We start from the raw sequence: 19,524 nt of genomic DNA on the forward strand, positions 1-19,524 counted from the left end.
GCTGCTGCCGGTGGCAGCACCGCCACTCAAGGCCCGAAGATTCCGGGTCCGAGGCAGTACTATGAGTTACATCATCGACCGTCGCCTGAATGGCAAGAAGAAAAGCACCGTCAATCGCCAACGCTTTTTGCGGCGCTATAAATCCCATATCAAGAAAGCCGTCGGCGAAGCCATGAACAGCCGCTCCATTACCGATATGGGCGCCGGTGAAAAGATCAGCATTCCCACCCGCGACCTCAACGAGCCCATTTTTTCCAATGGCCGTGGCGGCCATATGGAACAGGTACTTCCGGGTAATAAGGAATTTGTTACCGGCGACCGCATCCCTCGTCCCGGCCAAGGCCAGGGACAGGGGAGCGGAGGCAGTGGCGCCAGTGACAGCGGTGAAGGCATGGATGAATTTGCCTTCCAGATTTCCCAGGAAGAGTTCCTTGAATTTATGTTCGAAGGCCTGGAGCTGCCCAATATGGTCAAGCGAAAGCTCGCCGGGAATGATTCCTTCCAGGTGGTGCGCGCCGGTATCAGTAACGAGGGTACACCCGGCCGTCTGAACGTGGTGCGCTCCATGCGCGCAGCCAATGCGCGGCGTATAGCACTCAGCGGAGGCAAGCGCCGCAATCTCAAATTACTGGAGCAAGAGCTTGAGGTCGAAGAGAACAAGGATCCGGCGCTGCGGGATCAGCGCAAGGTGGATGGACTGCGCCTGAAAATTGAAGAATTGAGAGCGCGGGTAAAACGCATTCCTTTCCTCGACGACTTTGACCTGAAGTACAACCTGCTGGTGAAGCAACCACGCCCCAGCTCAAAGGCCGTGATGTTCTGCCTGATGGATGTATCAGGCTCCATGAACCAGGCCACCAAGGATATGGCGAAGCGGTTTTTCCTGCTGCTGTATCTATTTCTACAGCGCAGTTACGAATACACCGAGGTGGTTTTTATCCGCCACCACACCAGCGCCAAGGAAGTGGACGAACAGGAATTCTTCTACTCCCGCGAAACCGGCGGCACCATCGTATCCAGCGCCCTGAAAATGATGCGCGACATTATGCGCGAGCGCTATCCCGCCAGCGAGTGGAACATCTACGGTGCCCAGGCATCCGACGGCGACAACTGGAATGACGACTCCAGCACCTGCCACAAGATTTTGATCGACGACATCATGCCCCACGTGCAGTACTACTCCTACGTGGAAATCACTCCGCGAGACCACCAGGCTCTGTGGGATGAATACCAGAGTGTGGCCCATGTGTTCCCGGATCACTTTGCCATGGAACAGATTATCGATGTCGGGGACATCTACCCGGTATTCCGCCAATTATTTACTCAGAAGGTTGCCACCTGATGCTCGATACAGCAGTCACTACCAAGCAGCCCATCTCCACCACTTCCGAGTGGACCTTCGAACTCATTCAGGAGTACGACCGGGAAATTGCGCTGCTGGCCAAGGAGTTTGGCCTCGACACCTATCCCAATCAGATAGAAGTCATCAGTTCCGAACAGATGATGGACGCTTACTCCTCCGTAGGTATGCCAGTAGGTTACAACCACTGGTCCTTCGGTAAGCAGTTCATTAGCGTGGAAAACAATTACCAGCGCGGCCGTATGGGGCTGGCCTACGAGATTGTGATCAACTCCAATCCATGTATTGCCTACCTGATGGAAGAGAACACCATGACCATGCAGGCGCTGGTGATTGCCCACGCCAGCTACGGTCACAACTCTTTCTTCAAAGGAAACTACCTGTTCCGCACCTGGACCGATGCCAGCAGCATTATCGATTACCTGCTGTTTGCAAAAAACTATATCGCCCGCTGCGAAGAGCGCTACGGTGTGGATGAAGTGGAATCCCTGCTGGACAGCTGTCACGCGCTCATGAATTACGGTGTAGACCGCTACAAACGCCCCTACCCGATTTCTGCCCACGAGGAAGAGCGCCGCCAGAAAGAGCGCGAGGAATATCGTCAGCGCCAGCTGAATGATCTCTGGCGCACCATTCCCAAGCTGGGTGCAGGTGACGAGGAGGCGCCGGTACGGCGCTTCCCCGACGAGCCGCAGGAAAACATCCTGTATTTCATCGAAAAGAATGCGCCGCTACTGGAAAACTGGCAACGGGAACTGGTACGTATTGTGCGCAAAATGGCGCAGTACTTCTATCCACAGCGCCAGACCCAGGTGATGAACGAAGGCTGGGCCACTTTCTGGCACTACACTCTGCTGAACGAGCTGCATGCCCGTGGCAAAGTGACCGATGGCTTTATGATGGAGTTCCTCACCAGCCACACAAGCGTCATCTATCAGCCACCCTACGACAGCCCCTACTACAACGGTATCAACCCCTACGCGTTAGGCTTCAACATTTTTACCGACCTGCGTCGTATCTGCGAGAACCCCACCGATGAAGACCGGGCCTGGTTCCCGGATATCGCCGGCACCAACTGGAAGGAAACCCTGCAGTTCGCCATGCGCGACTTCAAAGACGAGAGCTTTATTCTGCAGTTCCTGTCACCCAAAGTAATGCGGGATATGAAATTGTTCTGCATTTCCGATGACGATCGGGAGAAGGAAATCGAGGTCGGTGCCATTCACAATGAGGATGGCTATCGTGAACTGCGGGCAAAGCTGGCGGGTCAGTACAATCTGGGCAACCGCGAGCCGAACATCCAGGTGTATTCCGTGGATACACGCGGTGACCGCTCCATCACCCTGCATCACACCCAACACCAGCGCCGGCCACTGGGCAAAGATACCAGCGAAGTCCTCAAGCATCTGCACCGTCTATGGGGATTTGACGTGCACCTGCACAGCCTCAACGGTGATGAGATCACTGCAAGTTACCACTGTCCGGAAATGGGAAGAGACCGCTCGGAAGAGGAAGAATCCATGCTGGTACCCAAGCCGATCTGAGATCGGCTTGTGGACTACTATTTTGAACGCCTGAAAGGCGGTGCGGGGGGAACCCCGCCGGTGATCAGGCGTCGAGCAACAGATTGATGCGTCCCACCAGCTCGCCGCGGTCGCAAGTGGCCGCAACCACAGCATCCGCACCGGCATCCAGCCAGCGCTGCTGATTCGTATCACCTTCCGGTGCAATCAGCAGAACACTCAAAGAAGAGAATTCGCTGCGCGAGCGCAGCATATCCAGTATCTGAAAACCATTTACACCTTCGAGATTGCAATCCAGCACCAGCATTGCGGGCTTGCCGCAGGCAAGCATGGCACCCGCGCTGAAGGAGTCGCTGGCCAGATCCACTTCACACCCGGCCTGCTGCAGCTGCTGGCGACCGGCAATCATTTCCGGCGAATCGGACACCAGTAGAATCTTGCGTGTGGCACTACCCAATTCCGCAGGCACCGGCATGGCGTTATCGCGCAGGAAACCGACAAAATCCTCCACACAGATGCGGTGGTCACCGCGCCCCGGAAGCTTGTAGGCCTTCAACTGGCCACGCTCAATCCAGCGGATAACCGTACGGAAATTTACCCCACAGTACCGGGCCGCTTCCCCGGTGGTAAGAACATGCACTTCGCTCATTTTATTACTATCCCCCACGAATCGCGCATTTAGTTATTAATTATGCTGAATTAAACCAAATAAACAGGCGTTAATTCTATGCCTATATATATTTAACGAACCAACAGACATATCCCTCAATAAAAGTTTGATAGCCACGGTTGACAGTTATGACAGGTTAAATAGAATGGACCATATGTTGTTACAGGTCATTTAACCAGCGACAACAGGCGCCATCTACCTCGATCCTGTAGCCTTTTGTAACGAATTTCGGGCTACTCCTTTTAGTCGGGTTATTTTGGCGCAAACGAGCTTGTTGGGATTCTCTCTTCACGAATACCCTAAGACCCTGGGCCCCCTTGTAATTTCGGGGCCTTTTTTTTATCTTCCCGACCCTCCAATTTCCTAGTATTTACCTGAGTCGACGCCGTTTCTGGCGCGTTTTATTTCAGGTTTAGCGGCATTTATGGCACTTTTCGCCTTTTCCCTTCGCTTCCGGCCATTTGCCTCGATCACCGAGGTCATTTCGCCCAGTTCTCCGAGATTCCGCCGATGAAGGTCTACCTGGTTGGCGGCGCGGTCCGCGACAAACTCCTTGAGCGCCCTATTCACGAGCGCGACTGGGTCGTGGTCGGCGCCACCGAAACCGAGATGCGCGAGCGTGGTTTTCGCCCGGTAGGCAAGGACTTCCCAGTATTCCTGCACCCGGACACCGATGAGGAGTACGCCCTGGCCCGCACCGAACGCAAGAGCGGCCACGGCTACGGCGGCTTTACCGTCTACGCCAGCCCCGAGGTGACCCTCGAGCAGGATCTGCAACGCCGCGACCTCACCGTCAACGCCATGGCAGAGACCGAGGACGGAGTGATCGTCGACCCTTACGGCGGACAAGCCGACCTGGCAGCCCGTAAGTTACGCCACGTTTCCGACGCGTTCAGCGAAGATCCCCTGAGAATTCTCCGTGTAGCCCGCTTTGCCGCGCGCTACGCACCACTGGGTTTTACCGTCGCTGATGAAACACTGACGCTAATGCGCACCATGGTGGATGCAGGGGAGGTGGAGCACCTGGTAGCGGAGCGGGTGTGGAAGGAAGTGAGCCGGGCCCTGACCGAGCCGCGCCCCGACATCTTTATCAGCACACTGCGTGCCTGCGGTGCCCTGGAGATACTGCTACCGGAGGTCGATCGCCTGTTCGGGGTACCGCAGCCGGCATTGCACCACCCGGAAATCGATACCGGGGACCATATATTGCGCGCACTGCGCCAGGCGCCGGCGACCCTGCCCGTGCAATTTGCGGTGCTGGTACACGACCTGGGCAAAGGCATTACTCCCCAGGAGGTCCTGCCAAGCCATCGCGGCCACGAGGCCGCCGGCCTGCCGCTGGTAAAAGCGGTGTGCCAGCGGTTGCGCGTGCCCAACCCGATCACCGCGCTCGCTCTCGGTGTATGTGAGTACCACCTTCACTGCCACAAGGCATTTGAATTGCGCCCGCAGACCCTGCTCAAGTTGCTGCGCGCACTGGATGCCCTGCGCAAACCCGAGCGCTTCGAGCAGTTTCTGGAAAGCTGTGAGGCAGATGCCCGCGGCCGGCTCGGACTGGAAGACCGCGAATACCCCCAGGTGGACTACCTGCGTGCCGCCCGGAAAGCCGCCGCCAACGTGGACCCTCAGGCCCTGATCGCCGAAGGCTTCGCCGGGGCCGAACTGGGTAAAGCACTGGACCGCGCGCGCCTGCAGGCACTTGCGCACCTAAAGGGTAGCTACGGCGCCCCTCAGGTTTAACCCCCGCCCCCGGCAATCCATCCAAGGAGCATCACAATGGCCACAGTCCTGATCACCGGCGCCGCCGCCCGCCTCGGCCGCGCCATTGCCGAAGAGCTGCACCGGGACCACCAGGTCATCATTCATTATCGGCAATCCGCCCGGGCCGCCCTGGCGCTGGTAGACACACTGAATCAGCGCCGTGCCGGTTCCGCCGCCGCGGTTCAAAGCCGTCTCGCCGGAGCAGAGGACTGCCAGCAGCTGGCGGATTCCGCCCTGGCCTGCTTTGGCGAGATTACCGCACTGGTCAACAATGCCTCTGCGTTCTATCCCACCCCCATTGGCGACGCCACCGAACAGCAGTGGGAAGAGCTGATGGGCAGCAACCTCAAGGCCCCGTTCTTTCTCAGCCAGGCGCTGGCTCCCGCGCTGGCGGAACAGAGTGGCTGCATCGTCAATCTTGCGGATATCCACGCGGACAAGCCCATGCCCAGCCACCCAATTTACAGCTCGGCCAAGGCCGGCCTGGTGATGTTGACCAAGAGCCTGGCACGAGAACTGGCACCGAGGGTACGTGTGAATGCGGTGGCGCCCGGGGCAATTCTGTGGCCAGAACAGGAGGGTGAAGGCTATAACAAGGAACAGATACTGGCGCGCATCCCAATGCAGCGCAGCGGTGACCCGACAGACATCGCCCGAACCGTGCGCTTTCTGGTCGCTGACGCCCCCTACATCACTGGTCAGGTGATTGCCGTCGATGGCGGTCGCAGCCTGAATATTTGAGTTGTTTACACGTTTAGCGCCCGAGGTATTTCAGTGAGCGAAAAACAGTTTATTTCTGCCCAGTCCCTGCTGGACGATTCCTATACCCTGGCTCTGAAAGTCGTGGAAAGCGGCTTTCGGCCGGACTACATCGTCGGCGTCTGGCGCGGCGGCGCCCCCATTGGTATTGCGGTTCAGGAGATGTTCGACTTTCTCGGTTTTCACGCCGACCATATCGCTATCCGCACATCGTCTTACTACGGTGTCGATCAACGCCAGAAAGACGTGAAGGTGCACGGCCTCACTTATCTGATCAAGCAGGTCGAATCCCATGAGAAAATGCTGATCGTGGACGACGTGTACGATACCGGGCTGAGTATCCAGCAGGCGATCAAAGATATGCAGAAAGCCTGCAAAAAGAACACACCGGAAATCCGCATCGCCTGCCCCTACTTCAAACCCAGCCGCAACCAGACAGAAATGGAGCCTCACTACTACCTGCACGAGACCGATCAATGGCTGGTGTTCCCCCACGAGCTGCAGGGTTTGAGCGAGAAAGAAATCCTCGAAAACAAGCCGGAGCTGCGCAAGCACGAGGCGCTGCTGCGCAGACTCAAGAACGGCGGTTGATTGTTGGTGGATGCGCTGCGCTTATCCACCCTACAAAACTCGCGCCCTGCAGGCGAACTTTCGAGCACTCCGCGCCGTTCGCCTGCAAAGCAGGCCCCTATATCAAGTGGTATCAAAAACTATCGCAAGAGCGGAAATATCAACGCCCTTTACGCTTACGATAATCCCGTGACGCTGCGGTACGCGCTACAGTGCCCCGACTGTATTGCATCAACCGGAGCCAATCATGAGCCATTCCCTCGATAGTCTGCTGCGTCCCTTCGAGCACAAATCTCTCAAGCTGCGCAACCGCGTCGCCATGGCCCCCATGACCCGCACCGCCTCGCCGGGCTATGTACCCAATGACCAGGTAGCCGGCTACTACCGCCGCCGCGCCGAGGGCGAGGTGGGCCTGATCATTACCGAAGGCACTTTTGTCGGCCACCCCGCTGCCAACGGTTACGAAAATGTGCCGGCCATTTACGGCGATGAAGCCATGGCCGGCTGGAAAAAAGTCGTGGATGAAGTACACACAGCGGGCGGCCAGATTATTCCGCAACTGTGGCATGTGGGCGCGGTACGCAAGGAAGGTACAGGCCCGGATAAATCCTTCCCCGCCCATTCCCCTTCCGGTCTGTTCAAACCGGGCAAGCCTAACGGACAGGCGATGGGCAAACAGGATATCCAGGACACTATCAAAGCCTTCGCCGATTCCGCCCTTGCCGCCAAGCAGGCTGGCTTCGATGGTGTCGAGATTCACGGCGCCCACGGCTATCTGGTAGACCAGTTTTTCTGGGAAGGCACCAATGTGCGCGACGACGAGTACGGTGGCTCACTGGAAAACCGCACCCGTTTCGCGGTGGAAATCGTGGAAGCCGTGCGCGATGCCGTGGGTGAGGACTTCGCCATCGTGCTGCGCTACTCCCAGTGGAAACAGCAGGATTACGAAGCGCGCCTCGCCCGTACCCCGCAGGAACTGGAGCGCTTCCTGAAGCCGCTGGTGAATGCCGGTGTGGACATCTTCCACGCCTCCACAAGACGTTTCTGGGTGCCGGAATTTGAAGGTTCCGATATGAACCTGGCGGGCTGGACCAAGGAGCTCACCGGCAAGCCGGTCATCTCCGTGGGCAGCGTTGGCCTGGATGACGACTTTATCGGCGGCAACAACCAGGGCATGGGCGGTACCGCCAACCCCACCGGCCTGGACGAGCTGGTACGCCGGATGGATAACAGCGAGTTCGACATGATCGCCGTAGGCCGCGCGCTGCTGCAGGATCCAAACTGGCTGCAGAAGGTGAAAGATGGGCGCGAAGAGGAGATTGTGCCGTTTACCAAGGAGGCGCTGGCGAGCTTGAGCTGAGTCGTTCAAATCCGAGTGGTGGATGCGCTGCGCTTATCCACCCTACAGCGCACTTTCTACCACGCATTCTGTAGGAGCCTGCCCTGCAGGCGAACGATCGAACACCTCGAACTACTCGCCTGCAAACAGGCTCCTACGAACACACGATAAGAGCACGATAATAATCGGCACTTTATTGCACTGGCCAGTCAAACTCCACCGGCCACAAATTTTGCGAAGTCTGATCGTAAGCTTCCCACAATTGCTGATAGGTTTTCCCTTCGAGCGGGTGCTCGGTATCCGGAGCCAGTTCGGATAAAGGCAGTAACACAAACGCATTCTTGAGAATCTCGCCCCGCGGCAACTTAACACCATCCACTTCGCCGGTGAGATCATCAAAAGTCAGGATATCGATATCCAGTGTGCGCGCGCTGAACTTCGGACCACTGCGCAGGCGGCCGTTGGCATCCTCGATATCACGTAGCTTTGATGCCAGCCCGCCCACCGACAATTCGGTTTCAATGGCGGCGACCAGGTTATAGAAGTTGTCGCCGTCGAAGCCTACCGCTTCACTTTCGTACACCTGCGACATTTTCAGATCACCAAACGCTTCCACCAGCGCGTCGAGACCGGCGCTCAGGTGTTTTTCACGATCGATATTACTGCCGAGACTCAGGTAGACGGTCGCCATGATTCAGGCCTCCGCACTTTGTTTGCTACCACGGTCACTGGATCCCCCGCGCTCTATTACCACACCCACATCGCGGGCGCCGCGCACGGCGCCGGGCTTGGAAAGACGCAGGCGCAACCAGCTTACCTTGAATTCTTTACGCACAATGTCCGCGGCCTGCTCGGCCATGGTTTCCACCAGTAGAAATTCGCTTCCCTCGATAAACGCAATCAGGCGTTTGGCTACGGCCTTGTAGTTGAGAGTGTGCTCGATATTGTCGGTGCGGGCGGCCTCACGGATATCGAAGGCCATTTCCAGGTCCAGGCTGACGGTCTGGCGAACTTCCCGCTCCCAATCGTAGATGCCAATAATGGTGTCGACCTTGAGATCGCGGATATAAACGATGTCCAAAAGCTGTCTCCTTTTATTCCGCTGCTATTTATTGTGTTTCGAGGTTGCGTCGAGGGCGCCGGTCAATTCAGTCAGTGGCCAACGGGGGCGCACATCGATCGCAAGGTCACTTTGCTGCCCGGCCTGCAGTCGCAAACAGCCGGCGTAGGCAATCATGGCACCATTGTCGGTACAGAATTCCTGACGCGGGTAGTACACGCTGCAGCCATCTTCGGCGAGGCGCGCTTCCAGGCGCTGGCGCAGTAACTTATTCGCGGATACGCCACCGGCAATTACCAGGGTTTTGCGCTTTGACTGCTTGAGTGCACGACGACACTTGATGACCAGAGTGTCCACCACCGCCTCCTGGAATGCCGCAGCGATATCCGCGCAGGTCTGCTCATCCGGCAGCCCGTCCTCCAGTGCGTGCTGTTGCACGGTGGTGAGCGTGTAGGTTTTCAGACCGGAAAAGCTGAAATCGAGCCCCGGGCGATCGGTCATGGGGCGCGGAAAGGTAAAACGCAGCGGATCGCCCTTTTCCGCCAGTGCGGCAAGGCGCGGGCCACCGGGGTAATCGAGGTCCAGCATCTTCGCGGCCTTATCGAAGGCTTCGCCGGCCGCATCATCCAGAGATTCGCCCAGCAATTCGTACTGGCCCAACCCCTGTACGTCCACCAGCTGGGTATGGCCACCGGAAACCAGCAGCGCCACGAATGGAAATTCCGGCGGATTCTCTTCCAGCATGGGCGCGAGCAGGTGGCCTTCCATATGGTGCACACCGATGGCCGGCACATCCCAGCCGTAGGCAATGGCGCGGCCGGCACAGGCGCCCACCATCAGCGCGCCGATCAGGCCGGGGCCGGCGGTATAAGCGACACCGTCGATCTGTTCCGGCCTGGTGTTGCTTTGCGCCATCACCTCGCGCACCAGCGGCAGCAGTTTGCGCACATGGTCACGACTGGCCAGTTCCGGCACCACGCCGCCGTAATCGGCGTGCAGTTTCACCTGACTATAAAGAGTGTGACCGAGCAGACCCTGCTCACTGTCGTACAGGGCGACGCCGGTTTCATCACAGGAAGTTTCTATGCCGAGTACTCGCACGGTGCCGGATATTTCCTCAAAAATTGAAAATTAACCGGGCGGACCACAAAAACGGACATTTTGCCGATTCGGACCCGGTTGCGGGGGCGCTATCATACTCTCAGATGGACCAGAAATCCGCCGTACGGCCCGGCGGGCGGGGGAAATCAGGACTATATTTACCTGCCTTTCCAGCAACCCTCCACCGACCCCGGTGCCCTATGGCCGGCATGTTTCAACGGGTCACACTTGATTGACGGGTTTAGGTCCACAAGGCTTGCGAAGGCCAAATCATCTGTATAGAATTTGCGCCCTCGCTGTGAACCGGCCTCCGGCCTGATCTGCGAGATCAACGTTAGCCGGATAGGCCCCACCAGATCCACACGAGCCATGCTCTATGGATTTTGGCCGAGAGAAACAATTTTACAGGTAATCTAATGCCATCAGTACGCATCAAAGACAACGAGCCATTTGACATCGCTCTGCGCCGCTTCAAGCGCTCCTGCGAGAAAGCCGGTGTACTCTCCGAAGTACGTCGTCGTGAGTTTTACGAGAAGCCCACTTCCGTTCGCAAGCGCAAGGCTGCTGCCGCTGTTAAGCGTCACGCCAAAAAACTGCAGCGCGAAAACCGCAAGTTCCAGCGTCTCTACTGAGTTTTACCGGACTTGAGTCCGGTCTCTCGCTCACAGCACGCTGACGCGAACGCGGTTCGCGATCTGAAACGGCGCCCGAGGCTACCTCGCGCGCCGTTTTCTATTTCTGGAGCCCCCTCCAAAACGCTGCCACTTCAGCAGCACCTCCACAGGCGCTATGCTTAGCCGCCTGAACCCGAATTCTTACTTCCGCAACCAGAACGGACGACACCCGATGAGCACACTCAAGGAAACCCTCTCCACCGCCACCAAAGACGCCATGAAGAACCGCGACAAAGCGCGCCTGGCGACCCTGCGCCTGATCAATGCGGAGATCAAGCGGGTAGAAGTGGACGAGCGTATCGAGCTGGACGACGCGCGCATCCTGGCCCTGCTGGATAAGATGACCAAGCAGCGTCGCGACTCCATCACCCAGTACGAGAAAGCGGGCCGCCCGGAGCTCGCGGAAGTGGAGCAGCAGGAAATCGACGTGATCCAGGACTTCCTGCCGGAGCAGCTGTCCGAAGCGGAAATCCAGCAAATCGTCACCGCCGCTGTCCAGGAAACCGGTGCCAGCAGCATGGCGGATATGGGCAAGGTGATGGCACTGGTTAAACCCCAGGTGCAGGGCCGCGCCGATATGGGTGCGGTGAGTAAGCTCGTCAAAGCCGCCTTTTGAGAATCACAGCAAAACTACTGCGCGGGCGCCTGACGGCGTCCGGCGGTGCTCGGAATGCTCATGTACTACTTGTACACTCCGCTTCCTGCGCTCCGGCGGCCACCGCCAGCCACCCGCTCGCTACGTTTTGCAGCGATTCTCAGTGGTTTAAATAGGCTAGTAATTATTTATGGCAGGCAAGATCCCGCAGTACTTTATCGACGACCTGTTGGCCCGCGCCGACATAGTTCCGGTGGTCGATAGCCGGGTCAAACTGCGCAAGACCGGAAAAAACTATTCCGCCTGCTGCCCGTTTCACGACGAAAAAACACCTTCTTTCACCGTAAGCCCGGACAAACAGTTCTACTACTGCTTCGGCTGCGGTGCCAGCGGCAATGCGGTCGGCTTCCTGATGGAGTACGACCGCCTGCCCTTCCCGGAAGCGGTCGAAAAACTCGCGGCGAGCCTGGGCCTGGAAGTCCCGCGGGAAAAACTCGATGCAGGCCAGATCAAACGCCAGCAGGAGAGCCAGTCTCTCTATCAACTCACCGAGAAAGCCGCCGACTTCTACCGGGAAAAACTCCGGGACCACAAGGTCTCCACCCCGGCCATCACTTACCTGAAAAACCGCGGTCTTTCCGGCGCTGTGTGCAAGGAATTCGGCATCGGCCTGGCCCCGCCCGGGTGGGACAATCTGCTCAACCAGCTGGGCACCAGTTCGGAGAAAGCGGAGCAGCTGGAGCTGGCCGGCCTCGCTATCCGCCGCCAGGACAGTGATGGCAAGACGGAACCGGGCAAGCGCCACCACTACGACCGCTTCCGCAACCGCATCATGTTCCCCATCCGCGACCAGCGGGGACGCACCATCGCCTTCGGCGGCCGGGTGCTGGGGGACGATAAGCCGAAATACCTGAACTCCCCGGAAACCCCGATCTTCCACAAGGGCCGTGAGCTCTACGGCCTGTGGGAAGCGCGCCAGGCCAACCGCGAGCTGAAGCGACTGATCGTGGTGGAAGGCTATATGGACGTGGTGGCCCTGGCCCAGTTCGATATCCGCTGCGCTGTGGCCACCCTAGGCACCGCCTGCGGCGAAGACCATATCCAACTGGCCTTCCGTCATACCCAGGAACTGGTGTTCTGCTTCGACGGCGACAAGGCCGGCCGCACCGCCGCCCGCCGCGCCTTAGAAGCTGCACTACCGCATATGCAGGACGGCCGCAGCCTGCGCTTCCTGTTACTGCCGGAAGGGGAAGACCCGGACACCCTGGTGCGCCAGATTGGCGGCGAGCGCTTCGACAAACTGATCGACGAACAGGGCCGCCCCCTGGAGGACTTCCTGTTCGACCTGCTGGGTGAGGGCATCAATATCCAGACCATGGACGGCCGCGCACGCCTGTCGAAAGCCGCCGCGCCGCTGCTCGACCTCCTGCCCAAAGGCGTCTACCGCCAACTGATGTTCCAGCAACTGGCGCGGCGTACCGGCCTCGAACAGGACATGCTGGAAGAAATCATCGCTGCGGAAAAAGCCCGCAGTGCGGAGCTCGCCCGCCAGGCCCAGCCCGCGCCAAAACCGGCGCAGAAGCAGGCCCCCGGGCCCGCCGCGATGGCGCAGCCCGGCGAACCCACCGCCCCCCATTTCGGCGAAGAAATACCCCCCGCGGAAGCCTACGACGGCCCCCCGATTGAAGACGAATATACCGCGCCGCCACCGGACTACCCGGACGACCGCGGCCCGGGCAACACGCCCCGCCGGCGCAGCGGACAGTACCGCCTGCCCGCCGAGCGCATGCTGATCGCCCTGCTGCTGCACCACCCCCAGCTGGCGGAGCTGATTGACGACAGCAGCCGCTTCCAGAACAGTGATGACGCGGATTTGCAGCTGTTTGGGGAAATTCTTCAGGTACTGCACAAAAACCCGGCGCTCAACAGCAACCAGCTGTTCGGTCGCCTGATGAACCTGGAAAGCAAGGAAGCCCGCGAACTGCTGCCCCGCCTCGCCATGAGCCACCCGATCATCGGCGGCCAGGGCCAGGTGCTGGAATACGACCCCCACACCGAGTTCAGTGACTGCCTGCGCACCCTGGAGCTCGCCGCGGAGCGCCAGCGCAAGCGGGAACTGCTCGGCCAGCTCAAGACCAACGGCAACCAGCTGAGCGCCGAGCAACTGGCGCTACTGGCGCAGTTTCGCCCGAAGAAAGACTAAAGCCGAAGCGAAGGTGCTGATACCGGGTATGCCTTTGTGAGACCTTCACCGCCATGGATGGCGGTGCAGAGCCCCCAGGGACGGGTTCACGGCGTGTCTCACAAAGGCATACCCGGTAGCGGCACCGCCACAAAAGCAATTCAAATCTACCCCTTGAATTTCAAGGCGCCATCACCATATAGACTGACCCGCCGCCCAAAGCGGCGGGAAGCCAAAGACAAGCGCGCCCGGACACCCTGAACCACGCCTTCTGCCTTGACAGTCACAGTGGTTATTGCTATCGCAAATACGCTATAATCCCGCGTCTTTGTCCAGACAAAAGTCCCGACTATCAATCCCCAGAATTCAGGGTTGTGCATGACCGACAAAACCCAGCAGCAAAAAACCACCTCCCGCATTCGCGAACTGATTGCCCGCGGCAAAGAGCAGGGCTATCTCACCTATGCGGAAGTGAATGACCACCTGCCGGAGGACATCTCCGATCCCGATCAGGTGGAAGACATCATCGGCATGATCAACGACATGGGTATCAAGGTGTTTGAACAAGCACCGGATGCCGAAGAACTGTTGATGGCCGAAGGCGATAGCTCCGCTGACGAAATCGCCGCCGCCGAAGCCGCCGCCGCACTTGCCGCCGTAGAATCCGACGTAGGCCGCACCACCGACCCCGTGCGCATGTACATGCGCGAAATGGGTACCGTAGAGCTGCTTACCCGGGAAGGCGAAATCGCCATTGCCAAGCGCATCGAAGAAGGCCTGCGTGAGCTGATGGCTGCACTCGCCTACTGGCCAGGCGCGGTACAGCAGATCATCGACGAATATGCGCTGATCGAGAAAGAAGAGCGCCGCATCCCCGACGTCATCGCCGGCTGGCTCGACCCCGCCGACGAAGTCCCCCCGGGTGCCCAGGCTGGCCAGGCCGCAGAAGCCAACAAGCCCGACGACAAGGACGACGATAACGAGTCCGACGGCGACGATGACGACAATGACGACTCTACCGAGGAAGAGGAAAACGTCGGCGGCATCGATCCGGAAGAACTGGCTGAGCGCATGAACGCGCTGATCGCCGCACAGAAGAAAGCAGATGCTGCCGTCAAGAAGCACGGCCGCGATTCCAAAGAGGCCGGCGAGGCCATGGAAGCCGTGGGTGAAGTGTTCCGCTTCTTCAAACTGGCACCGCGCCAGTTCGACCCGCTGTACAACGCCGTACGCAGCATCCTCGATGACGTGCGCGCGCAAGAACGCCTGATCATGAACCTGTGCATCAAGCGTGCCCGCATGCCGCGCAAGACCTTCATCAAGGAGTTCCCCGGCAACGAAACCAATCTTGACTGGATCCCCGCGATCATCAAGAAAAAGCGCGATTACTCCGACGCACTGCGTCAGGTCGTCGACGAGATTCAGCGCGCTCAGCGCAAACTACAGCAGGCGCAAGACAAAGCCCAACTGGATGTCGGTCAGATCAAAGAGATCAACCGCCGCATGTCCATCGGCGAAGCCCGCTCCCGCCGCGCCAAGAAAGAAATGGTTGAGGCCAACCTACGTCTGGTAATTTCTATCGCGAAGAAATACACCAACCGTGGCCTGCAATTCCTGGATCTGATTCAGGAAGGCAACATCGGCCTGATGAAAGCAGTGGACAAGTTTGAATACCGTCGCGGTTACAAGTTCTCCACTTACGCTACCTGGTGGATTCGTCAGGCGATCACTCGCTCGATCGCCGACCAGGCGCGCACCATCCGAATTCCTGTACACATGATTGAGACCATCAACAAGCTCAATCGGATCAGCCGCCAGATGCTGCAGGAAATGGGCCGTGAGCCTACTCCGGAAGAACTGGGCGAGCGCATGGAAATGCCGGAAGACAAAGTGCGCAAAGTCCTGAAGATCGCCAAAGAGCCGATTTCCATGGAAACGCCGATCGGCGACGATGAAGACTCCCACCTGGGCGATTTTATCGAAGACCAGAACCAGTCTTCCCCGATCGACACCGCAACGTCCACCGGCCTGCACGATGCCACCCGCTCCGTGCTGTCCGGGCTGACCGCGCGGGAAGCCAAGGTACTGCGCATGCGTTTCGGTATCGATATGAACACCGACCACACCCTCGAGGAAGTGGGCAAACAGTTCGACGTTACCCGGGAACGTATCCGTCAGATCGAAGCCAAGGCGTTGCGCAAACTGCGCCACCCCTCGCGTTCCGAGCACCTGCGCAGCTTCCTCGACGAGTAAGCCTTGTTACTCGGTCTATAATGAAAAAGCCCGGCTCGCCGGGCTTTTTTGTGGATGTCGGAATTATTGCAAACCGATGAAGCCCGGCAACGTCCAGTGACCACACATAAACCGATGGAGATTTTTGCAGAGCAATGGAAGAACAGTTTGTGAATAAGCCCGGAAAAACCGGTATTTCCCGCCTGATCGATGCTACCGAGTACTCCCGCCAGGGCCTGATCGCCACCTGGCGCAACGAGGCCGCCTTCCGCCAGGAGGTTTCCCTCGCTATTTTCCTGATACCCGCTGCACTGTGGCTCGGCGAAACCGGCGTTGAGCGCGCACTGCTGATCGGCGTCACCCTGCTGGTGATGATTGTCGAACTGTTGAACAGTGCCGTGGAAGCGGTGGTGGATCGCGTAGGCCCGGAGAAACACCCGCTATCCAAAATCGCCAAGGATACCGGTTCCGCCGCGGTCTCCATCTCCCTGCTGCTGTGGATAACTACCTGGGCCTGTATCCTGCTCCCCCACTGGCTTACCTGAATACCACGGAACACGAAAAACCGCCTGCGGCCACAGCCTTGGTTACAGGCGGGTGACGACGCTGGTTTGCCCGTCAATATTCGCGACCAATAGCCGCAAGCCCCGACAGACAGCCCTTCTCCGACCTAAACTATTGGTACCGACGTACCACTAGGTACTTCCCCAAAAGAGTGCAACGGATCTGCGCTCAGCCATAAGATTCAGGGACGGAAGCATGTCGACTCTGCGACTGGCTCGCGGCATTTTCGCCGGCGCCAAACCCTCATTGATGACCCCACTGGCGCTCACCAGCGCGCTATTCTCGCCCGGCCTCCACAGCCAGCTACTGCTGGGTAGCGACAACGACACGTATACCCTGACCAACAGGCACAGTGCCAGTCGCCACGGTAACGCACTGATCGACGGCGGGCCGGGGGTCGACACCCTGACCCTACACAACATTTCCCTCGACAATCCCTCGCGCCTGCAACACTGGGAGTCAATACGGCTGCGGAACCGCGCGCAACTGACACTGGATACGCCACTGGTACTCGGAGACGCCGGCGGGCACCCGGGCCACCTGCATCTCGATAGCACCAGCGCCCTGTTACTCCCCTACTTCAGTAGCGCACTCACACCATACAATGGACAGCCGTTAACCCTTACCAATCGGGGGGTTATCGACATGCGCGGCAGCACCGCCAATCGATTGACGATCCATGGAGACTATTGGGGTAGCGGTACCATTTACATGGATATGGTGGCGGAGGGCGATGACAGCCTCGCCGACAGACTGGTACTGCACGGCGGCCATGCCGGTGGCCAAACCCGGCTGATATTCAATCGTCTCGCCGGCCACGGCGCGGAAACCCAGAACGGTATCCTTGTGGTAGAAGCCCTGAACGGCGCCACCACCAGCCATAACGCATTTTCCATGAACGGCTCGGTATCCGCCGGCCCCTATGAATACTTCCTGTTCCGCGGCGCCACCTCCCCGGAAGACGCAGACAACTGGTACCTGCGCTCCACCATACTCCCCGGTGATGCCCCCTCCCCATCTCAGGGGATCGAAGAGCCCTACGACGTTCTGGCCTTTACCGGCACCGACAGTATTTCCACCAGCAGCGAGAGCCCGGCCGCCCCCGCCGAGATCAGTGCCATCAACACCCTGGCGGCCCAATCAGGCAATACCCCGGTTCGCATCTACCGCCCGGAAATCCCCCTCTACGCCCAGGCGAAATCTCTGGCACGCCTGACATCCCTGCAGGAAATCGGCAGCTACCACAAAAGGCGTGGCGAGCAGCGCAGCTGGTTTGACGGGATAAACGAAGACTGGATTCGCGTGCACCATATGCGCGCCGACTACGACTGGCACGGCGACATCGACAACCGCTTCGACGGCGACATCAGTGGTTTTCAGTTGGGAACCAACCTCTGGTCCGCGCCCACCTGCACCGGCGGCGCGCGGGAAATGGGCCTGTTTGTAGGGTCAACACGGGCGAGTGGCGATGTCACCGGTTTTGCTCGCGGATTTATCGATTACAGCGCTGGCCACAACCAGCTGACCAGTCACCACATCGGCTATTACTTCAATGACTACCGCCCGGACATGGGCTACTTTGATTTCACTGCCAAGGTCGCCTATCTGAAGCTTGAGAGTGAATCCTCACGGGGTATCGGCGACACCATTACCGGCCCCCAGCTGACCCTGTCGATCGAAAAGGGGTTTACCTGGCAAGCCACCGAGGCCTTCAATATTGAGCCGCAACTACAGGCCGTAGTGAACTACAGCAACCTGAGCGCATATCAGGATGGCGTCTCCAGAGTGGAGCCGGATATGACCCCGGAAGCGAACTTCCGCGCCGGTATCCGCGGCTACAATCTGGACAGTCGCTGGCTGGACGGCAATCTGCGTTTTTACCTCTTCGGCAACCTCTGGCACACACTTGGCGGTAATGACGAGCTGCTGTTTGATCTAAACGTGCAAACCAACCTGGATCGCCAGGCCACCTGGGGAGAGCTCGGTGGGGGCATTGTGCTACTGGAAAGCCAGTATGGCAGCGCCTTCCTGAACATTGGCTACCAGCGCTCCCTGGACAACCTGGACTGGTCCGGCGCCAATGCCAACCTGGGCTTCAACTGGGCCTGGTAAGGCAGGCGGCACGCCGCTACAGGCGCGACAGAGCGTTGATTTCACGGAAAAAATCGAGTACTTTGCCATCCCGCTCGCAGGACCCTGCGAGCGTCTGTGGGGGCCTTTAGCTCAGTTGGTTAGAGCATCCGACTCATAATCGGCAGGTCCTGGGTTCAAGTCCCGGAAGGCCCACCATTTTTACCCCAAGCTCCGCGCTTCGAACCCGTCGGATGCCGACTCACCTCTCAACCCGATAACCGGGCAGGCCCTGGGTTCAAGTCCAGGAAGGCCCACCAATCTCCTCTGAATTACAAGCAGTAGAGGATCCGTTGATGCGGAAAATTCGCCATCTGGACAAGCTGATTGACGAGCTGGCGAAGGGCAAAGCGATGGAAAAGATCCTGCGGCAGTAGCGTGACGCTTCCACGCTACTGCGCACGCTTATTGAAACACTACGCAGCCTGCACCTTTCCGAGTTCTTTCGCAGAATCAAAACAGCAAGCGCGAACACGGTAATTACCAGCGGCGCAAAAGAATCCCAGGGCACGGCATTCCATCGGTAGGCGCTGAGAATATCGCCGGAGAAAAACGAGCCCAAGGCCATCAGGCCGAACCAGGTGGTCTTTGTGCAGGTAGCGCTTGAGGGTTTTGGAACCATCCGGATTGGTGACTTCTCCACATTGCCGAGGTAGCGGGTTTCGGTGACATTGCCGCGCTCGTCCATGGCGAGAACGGTGTAGTAGGCTTCTGCGCTAGCCTGGTTTACGCTTTCCGTATTCAGTACTGGCGTTATATCGCCAAACGCACCGACCAGCCATGTCGAAATACTGTTATGTCTAGACTTGACCCGTTTTTTCCCAAGCTGCTGAGCGCCGGAATACTCAAAGCTTCTGAGCGCTGGGCGCACCCGTTTCAGAACTAGAACCTCACGCTATCACAACTGACGACTCACGTCCCGGATCGCTTGGAAAAACACGTCAGACTATACGGCTGGCACAGAGTTTTGAACCCCCTAAAACCTCTCAAAACTTTACCCCGAC

At 58.5% G+C, this 19,524-nt stretch carries 17 protein-coding genes, 1 tRNA gene, 1 other RNA gene and 1 pseudogene; 16 read left to right on the forward strand and 4 right to left on the reverse strand.

The features are described from left to right. Positions 1-61 precede the first annotated feature (61 nt). Together AAFH99_RS00860 and AAFH99_RS00865 are read left to right on the forward strand one after the other, a co-directional pair. Positions 62-1,342, forward strand: coding sequence for a YeaH/YhbH family protein (locus AAFH99_RS00860; protein WP_043319581.1), 1,281 nt, complete (start codon positions 62-64; stop codon positions 1,340-1,342). After that, positions 1,342-2,904 carry a SpoVR family protein gene (locus AAFH99_RS00865; RefSeq protein WP_043319582.1) on the forward strand — a complete coding sequence of 521 codons (1,563 nt, stop codon included), beginning with the start codon at positions 1,342-1,344 and terminating at the stop codon, positions 2,902-2,904. The genes AAFH99_RS00860 and AAFH99_RS00865 overlap by 1 nt, the downstream gene beginning before the upstream one ends. Positions 2,905-2,968: 64 nt before the next feature. Here the strand turns inward: AAFH99_RS00865 and AAFH99_RS00870 are convergent, their stop codons facing one another. Continuing rightward, positions 2,969-3,532, reverse strand: coding sequence for a response regulator (locus AAFH99_RS00870; RefSeq protein ID WP_406828400.1), 564 nt, complete (start codon positions 3,530-3,532; stop codon positions 2,969-2,971). A gap of 531 nt (positions 3,533-4,063) precedes the next feature. Here AAFH99_RS00870 and AAFH99_RS00875 point away from each other — a divergent pair. From AAFH99_RS00875 to AAFH99_RS00890, 4 genes are all read left to right on the forward strand, one after another. Then, complete coding sequence (locus tag AAFH99_RS00875; RefSeq protein WP_406828401.1) at positions 4,064-5,293, forward strand: multifunctional CCA addition/repair protein; 1,230 nt, start codon at positions 4,064-4,066, stop codon at positions 5,291-5,293. A 36-nt stretch (positions 5,294-5,329) separates the two neighbouring features. Next, positions 5,330-6,055 carry a pteridine reductase gene (locus tag AAFH99_RS00880; protein ID WP_043319586.1) on the forward strand — a complete coding sequence of 242 codons (726 nt, stop codon included), beginning with the start codon at positions 5,330-5,332 and terminating at the stop codon, positions 6,053-6,055. Positions 6,056-6,088: 33 nt separating this feature from the next. Beyond that, the gene (locus AAFH99_RS00885) at positions 6,089-6,664 is read left to right on the forward strand and encodes a phosphoribosyltransferase (RefSeq protein WP_043319587.1); all 576 of its coding nucleotides are present in this window, start codon (positions 6,089-6,091) and stop codon (positions 6,662-6,664) included. A gap of 226 nt (positions 6,665-6,890) precedes the next feature. Further along, positions 6,891-8,003, forward strand: coding sequence for an NADH:flavin oxidoreductase (locus AAFH99_RS00890; protein ID WP_043319588.1), 1,113 nt, complete (start codon positions 6,891-6,893; stop codon positions 8,001-8,003). A gap of 172 nt (positions 8,004-8,175) precedes the next feature. Here the strand turns inward: AAFH99_RS00890 and folK are convergent, their stop codons facing one another. From folK to tsaD, 3 genes are read right to left on the reverse strand one after another with little or no spacing between them, the layout of a single operon-like run. Next, positions 8,176-8,673: a 2-amino-4-hydroxy-6-hydroxymethyldihydropteridine diphosphokinase gene (gene folK, locus AAFH99_RS00895; RefSeq protein ID WP_043319589.1), complete on the reverse strand. Its 498-nt coding sequence runs from the start codon at positions 8,671-8,673 to the stop codon at positions 8,176-8,178. Between the two features lie 3 nt (positions 8,674-8,676). Then, a complete protein-coding gene (gene folB, locus AAFH99_RS00900) occupies positions 8,677-9,063 on the reverse strand; it encodes a dihydroneopterin aldolase (protein ID WP_043319590.1) in 387 nt (128 codons plus the stop codon). 24 nt (positions 9,064-9,087) lie between these two features. Further along, positions 9,088-10,143, reverse strand: coding sequence for a tRNA (adenosine(37)-N6)-threonylcarbamoyltransferase complex transferase subunit TsaD (gene tsaD / locus AAFH99_RS00905; RefSeq protein WP_051687215.1), 1,056 nt, complete (start codon positions 10,141-10,143; stop codon positions 9,088-9,090). Positions 10,144-10,559: 416 nt separating this feature from the next. On the opposite strand from tsaD, the gene rpsU reads away from it, so the two are divergent. The 10 genes and pseudogenes from rpsU to AAFH99_RS00955 form a co-directional block, all read left to right on the forward strand. Further along, a complete protein-coding gene (gene rpsU, locus AAFH99_RS00910) occupies positions 10,560-10,775 on the forward strand; it encodes a 30S ribosomal protein S21 (RefSeq protein WP_043319591.1) in 216 nt (71 codons plus the stop codon). A gap of 214 nt (positions 10,776-10,989) precedes the next feature. Beyond that, positions 10,990-11,433, forward strand: a complete 444-nt coding sequence (locus AAFH99_RS00915; protein ID WP_043320466.1) for a GatB/YqeY domain-containing protein — start codon at positions 10,990-10,992, stop codon at positions 11,431-11,433. Between the two features lie 60 nt (positions 11,434-11,493). Further along, positions 11,494-11,568: non-coding RNA, sX9 sRNA (locus AAFH99_RS00920), on the forward strand. 34 nt (positions 11,569-11,602) lie between these two features. After that, positions 11,603-13,615: a DNA primase gene (gene dnaG, locus AAFH99_RS00925; protein ID WP_043319592.1), complete on the forward strand. Its 2,013-nt coding sequence runs from the start codon at positions 11,603-11,605 to the stop codon at positions 13,613-13,615. A gap of 357 nt (positions 13,616-13,972) precedes the next feature. Continuing rightward, positions 13,973-15,847, forward strand: coding sequence for an RNA polymerase sigma factor RpoD (gene rpoD, locus AAFH99_RS00930; protein ID WP_043319595.1), 1,875 nt, complete (start codon positions 13,973-13,975; stop codon positions 15,845-15,847). A 134-nt stretch (positions 15,848-15,981) separates the two neighbouring features. Continuing rightward, on the forward strand, positions 15,982-16,371 hold the full coding sequence (locus AAFH99_RS00935; protein WP_043319596.1) for a diacylglycerol kinase: 390 nt from the start codon (positions 15,982-15,984) through the stop codon (positions 16,369-16,371). Positions 16,372-16,585: 214 nt separating this feature from the next. Further along, the gene (locus AAFH99_RS00940) at positions 16,586-18,502 is read left to right on the forward strand and encodes an autotransporter outer membrane beta-barrel domain-containing protein (RefSeq protein WP_406828402.1); all 1,917 of its coding nucleotides are present in this window, start codon (positions 16,586-16,588) and stop codon (positions 18,500-18,502) included. A gap of 100 nt (positions 18,503-18,602) precedes the next feature. Then, positions 18,603-18,679: transfer RNA gene (locus AAFH99_RS00945), tRNA-Ile, on the forward strand. Between the two features lie 137 nt (positions 18,680-18,816). Beyond that, entirely contained in the window at positions 18,817-18,897 is an 81-nt protein-coding gene (locus AAFH99_RS00950) for a DUF2200 family protein (protein ID WP_406829158.1), read from the forward strand. Between the two features lie 446 nt (positions 18,898-19,343). Further along, positions 19,344-19,469 (forward strand): annotated as a pseudogene (locus tag AAFH99_RS00955) (IS256 family transposase); the annotation flags it as partial. Between the last annotated feature and the right edge of the window lie 55 nt (positions 19,470-19,524).

This window comes from Microbulbifer sp. ARAS458-1 (assembly GCF_045348205.1).
Taxonomy (GTDB): Bacteria; Pseudomonadota; Gammaproteobacteria; order Pseudomonadales; family Cellvibrionaceae; genus Microbulbifer.

Coding starts and splice junctions, on each gene's coding strand:
- AAFH99_RS00860 (WP_043319581.1), top strand. CDS start 62: ATGAGTTACATCATCGACCGTCGCCTGAATGGCAAGAAGAAAAGCACC.
- AAFH99_RS00865 (WP_043319582.1), top strand. CDS start 1,342: ATGCTCGATACAGCAGTCACTACCAAGCAGCCCATCTCCACCACTTCC.
- AAFH99_RS00870 (WP_406828400.1), bottom strand. CDS start 3,532: ATGAGCGAAGTGCATGTTCTTACCACCGGGGAAGCGGCCCGGTACTGT.
- AAFH99_RS00875 (WP_406828401.1), top strand. CDS start 4,064: ATGAAGGTCTACCTGGTTGGCGGCGCGGTCCGCGACAAACTCCTTGAG.
- AAFH99_RS00880 (WP_043319586.1), top strand. CDS start 5,330: ATGGCCACAGTCCTGATCACCGGCGCCGCCGCCCGCCTCGGCCGCGCC.
- AAFH99_RS00890 (WP_043319588.1), top strand. CDS start 6,891: ATGAGCCATTCCCTCGATAGTCTGCTGCGTCCCTTCGAGCACAAATCT.
- folK (WP_043319589.1), bottom strand. CDS start 8,673: ATGGCGACCGTCTACCTGAGTCTCGGCAGTAATATCGATCGTGAAAAA.
- rpsU (WP_043319591.1), top strand. CDS start 10,560: ATGCCATCAGTACGCATCAAAGACAACGAGCCATTTGACATCGCTCTG.
- AAFH99_RS00915 (WP_043320466.1), top strand. CDS start 10,990: ATGAGCACACTCAAGGAAACCCTCTCCACCGCCACCAAAGACGCCATG.
- dnaG (WP_043319592.1), top strand. CDS start 11,603: ATGGCAGGCAAGATCCCGCAGTACTTTATCGACGACCTGTTGGCCCGC.
- rpoD (WP_043319595.1), top strand. CDS start 13,973: ATGACCGACAAAACCCAGCAGCAAAAAACCACCTCCCGCATTCGCGAA.
- AAFH99_RS00935 (WP_043319596.1), top strand. CDS start 15,982: ATGGAAGAACAGTTTGTGAATAAGCCCGGAAAAACCGGTATTTCCCGC.
- AAFH99_RS00940 (WP_406828402.1), top strand. CDS start 16,586: ATGTCGACTCTGCGACTGGCTCGCGGCATTTTCGCCGGCGCCAAACCC.
- AAFH99_RS00950 (WP_406829158.1), top strand. CDS start 18,817: ATGCGGAAAATTCGCCATCTGGACAAGCTGATTGACGAGCTGGCGAAG.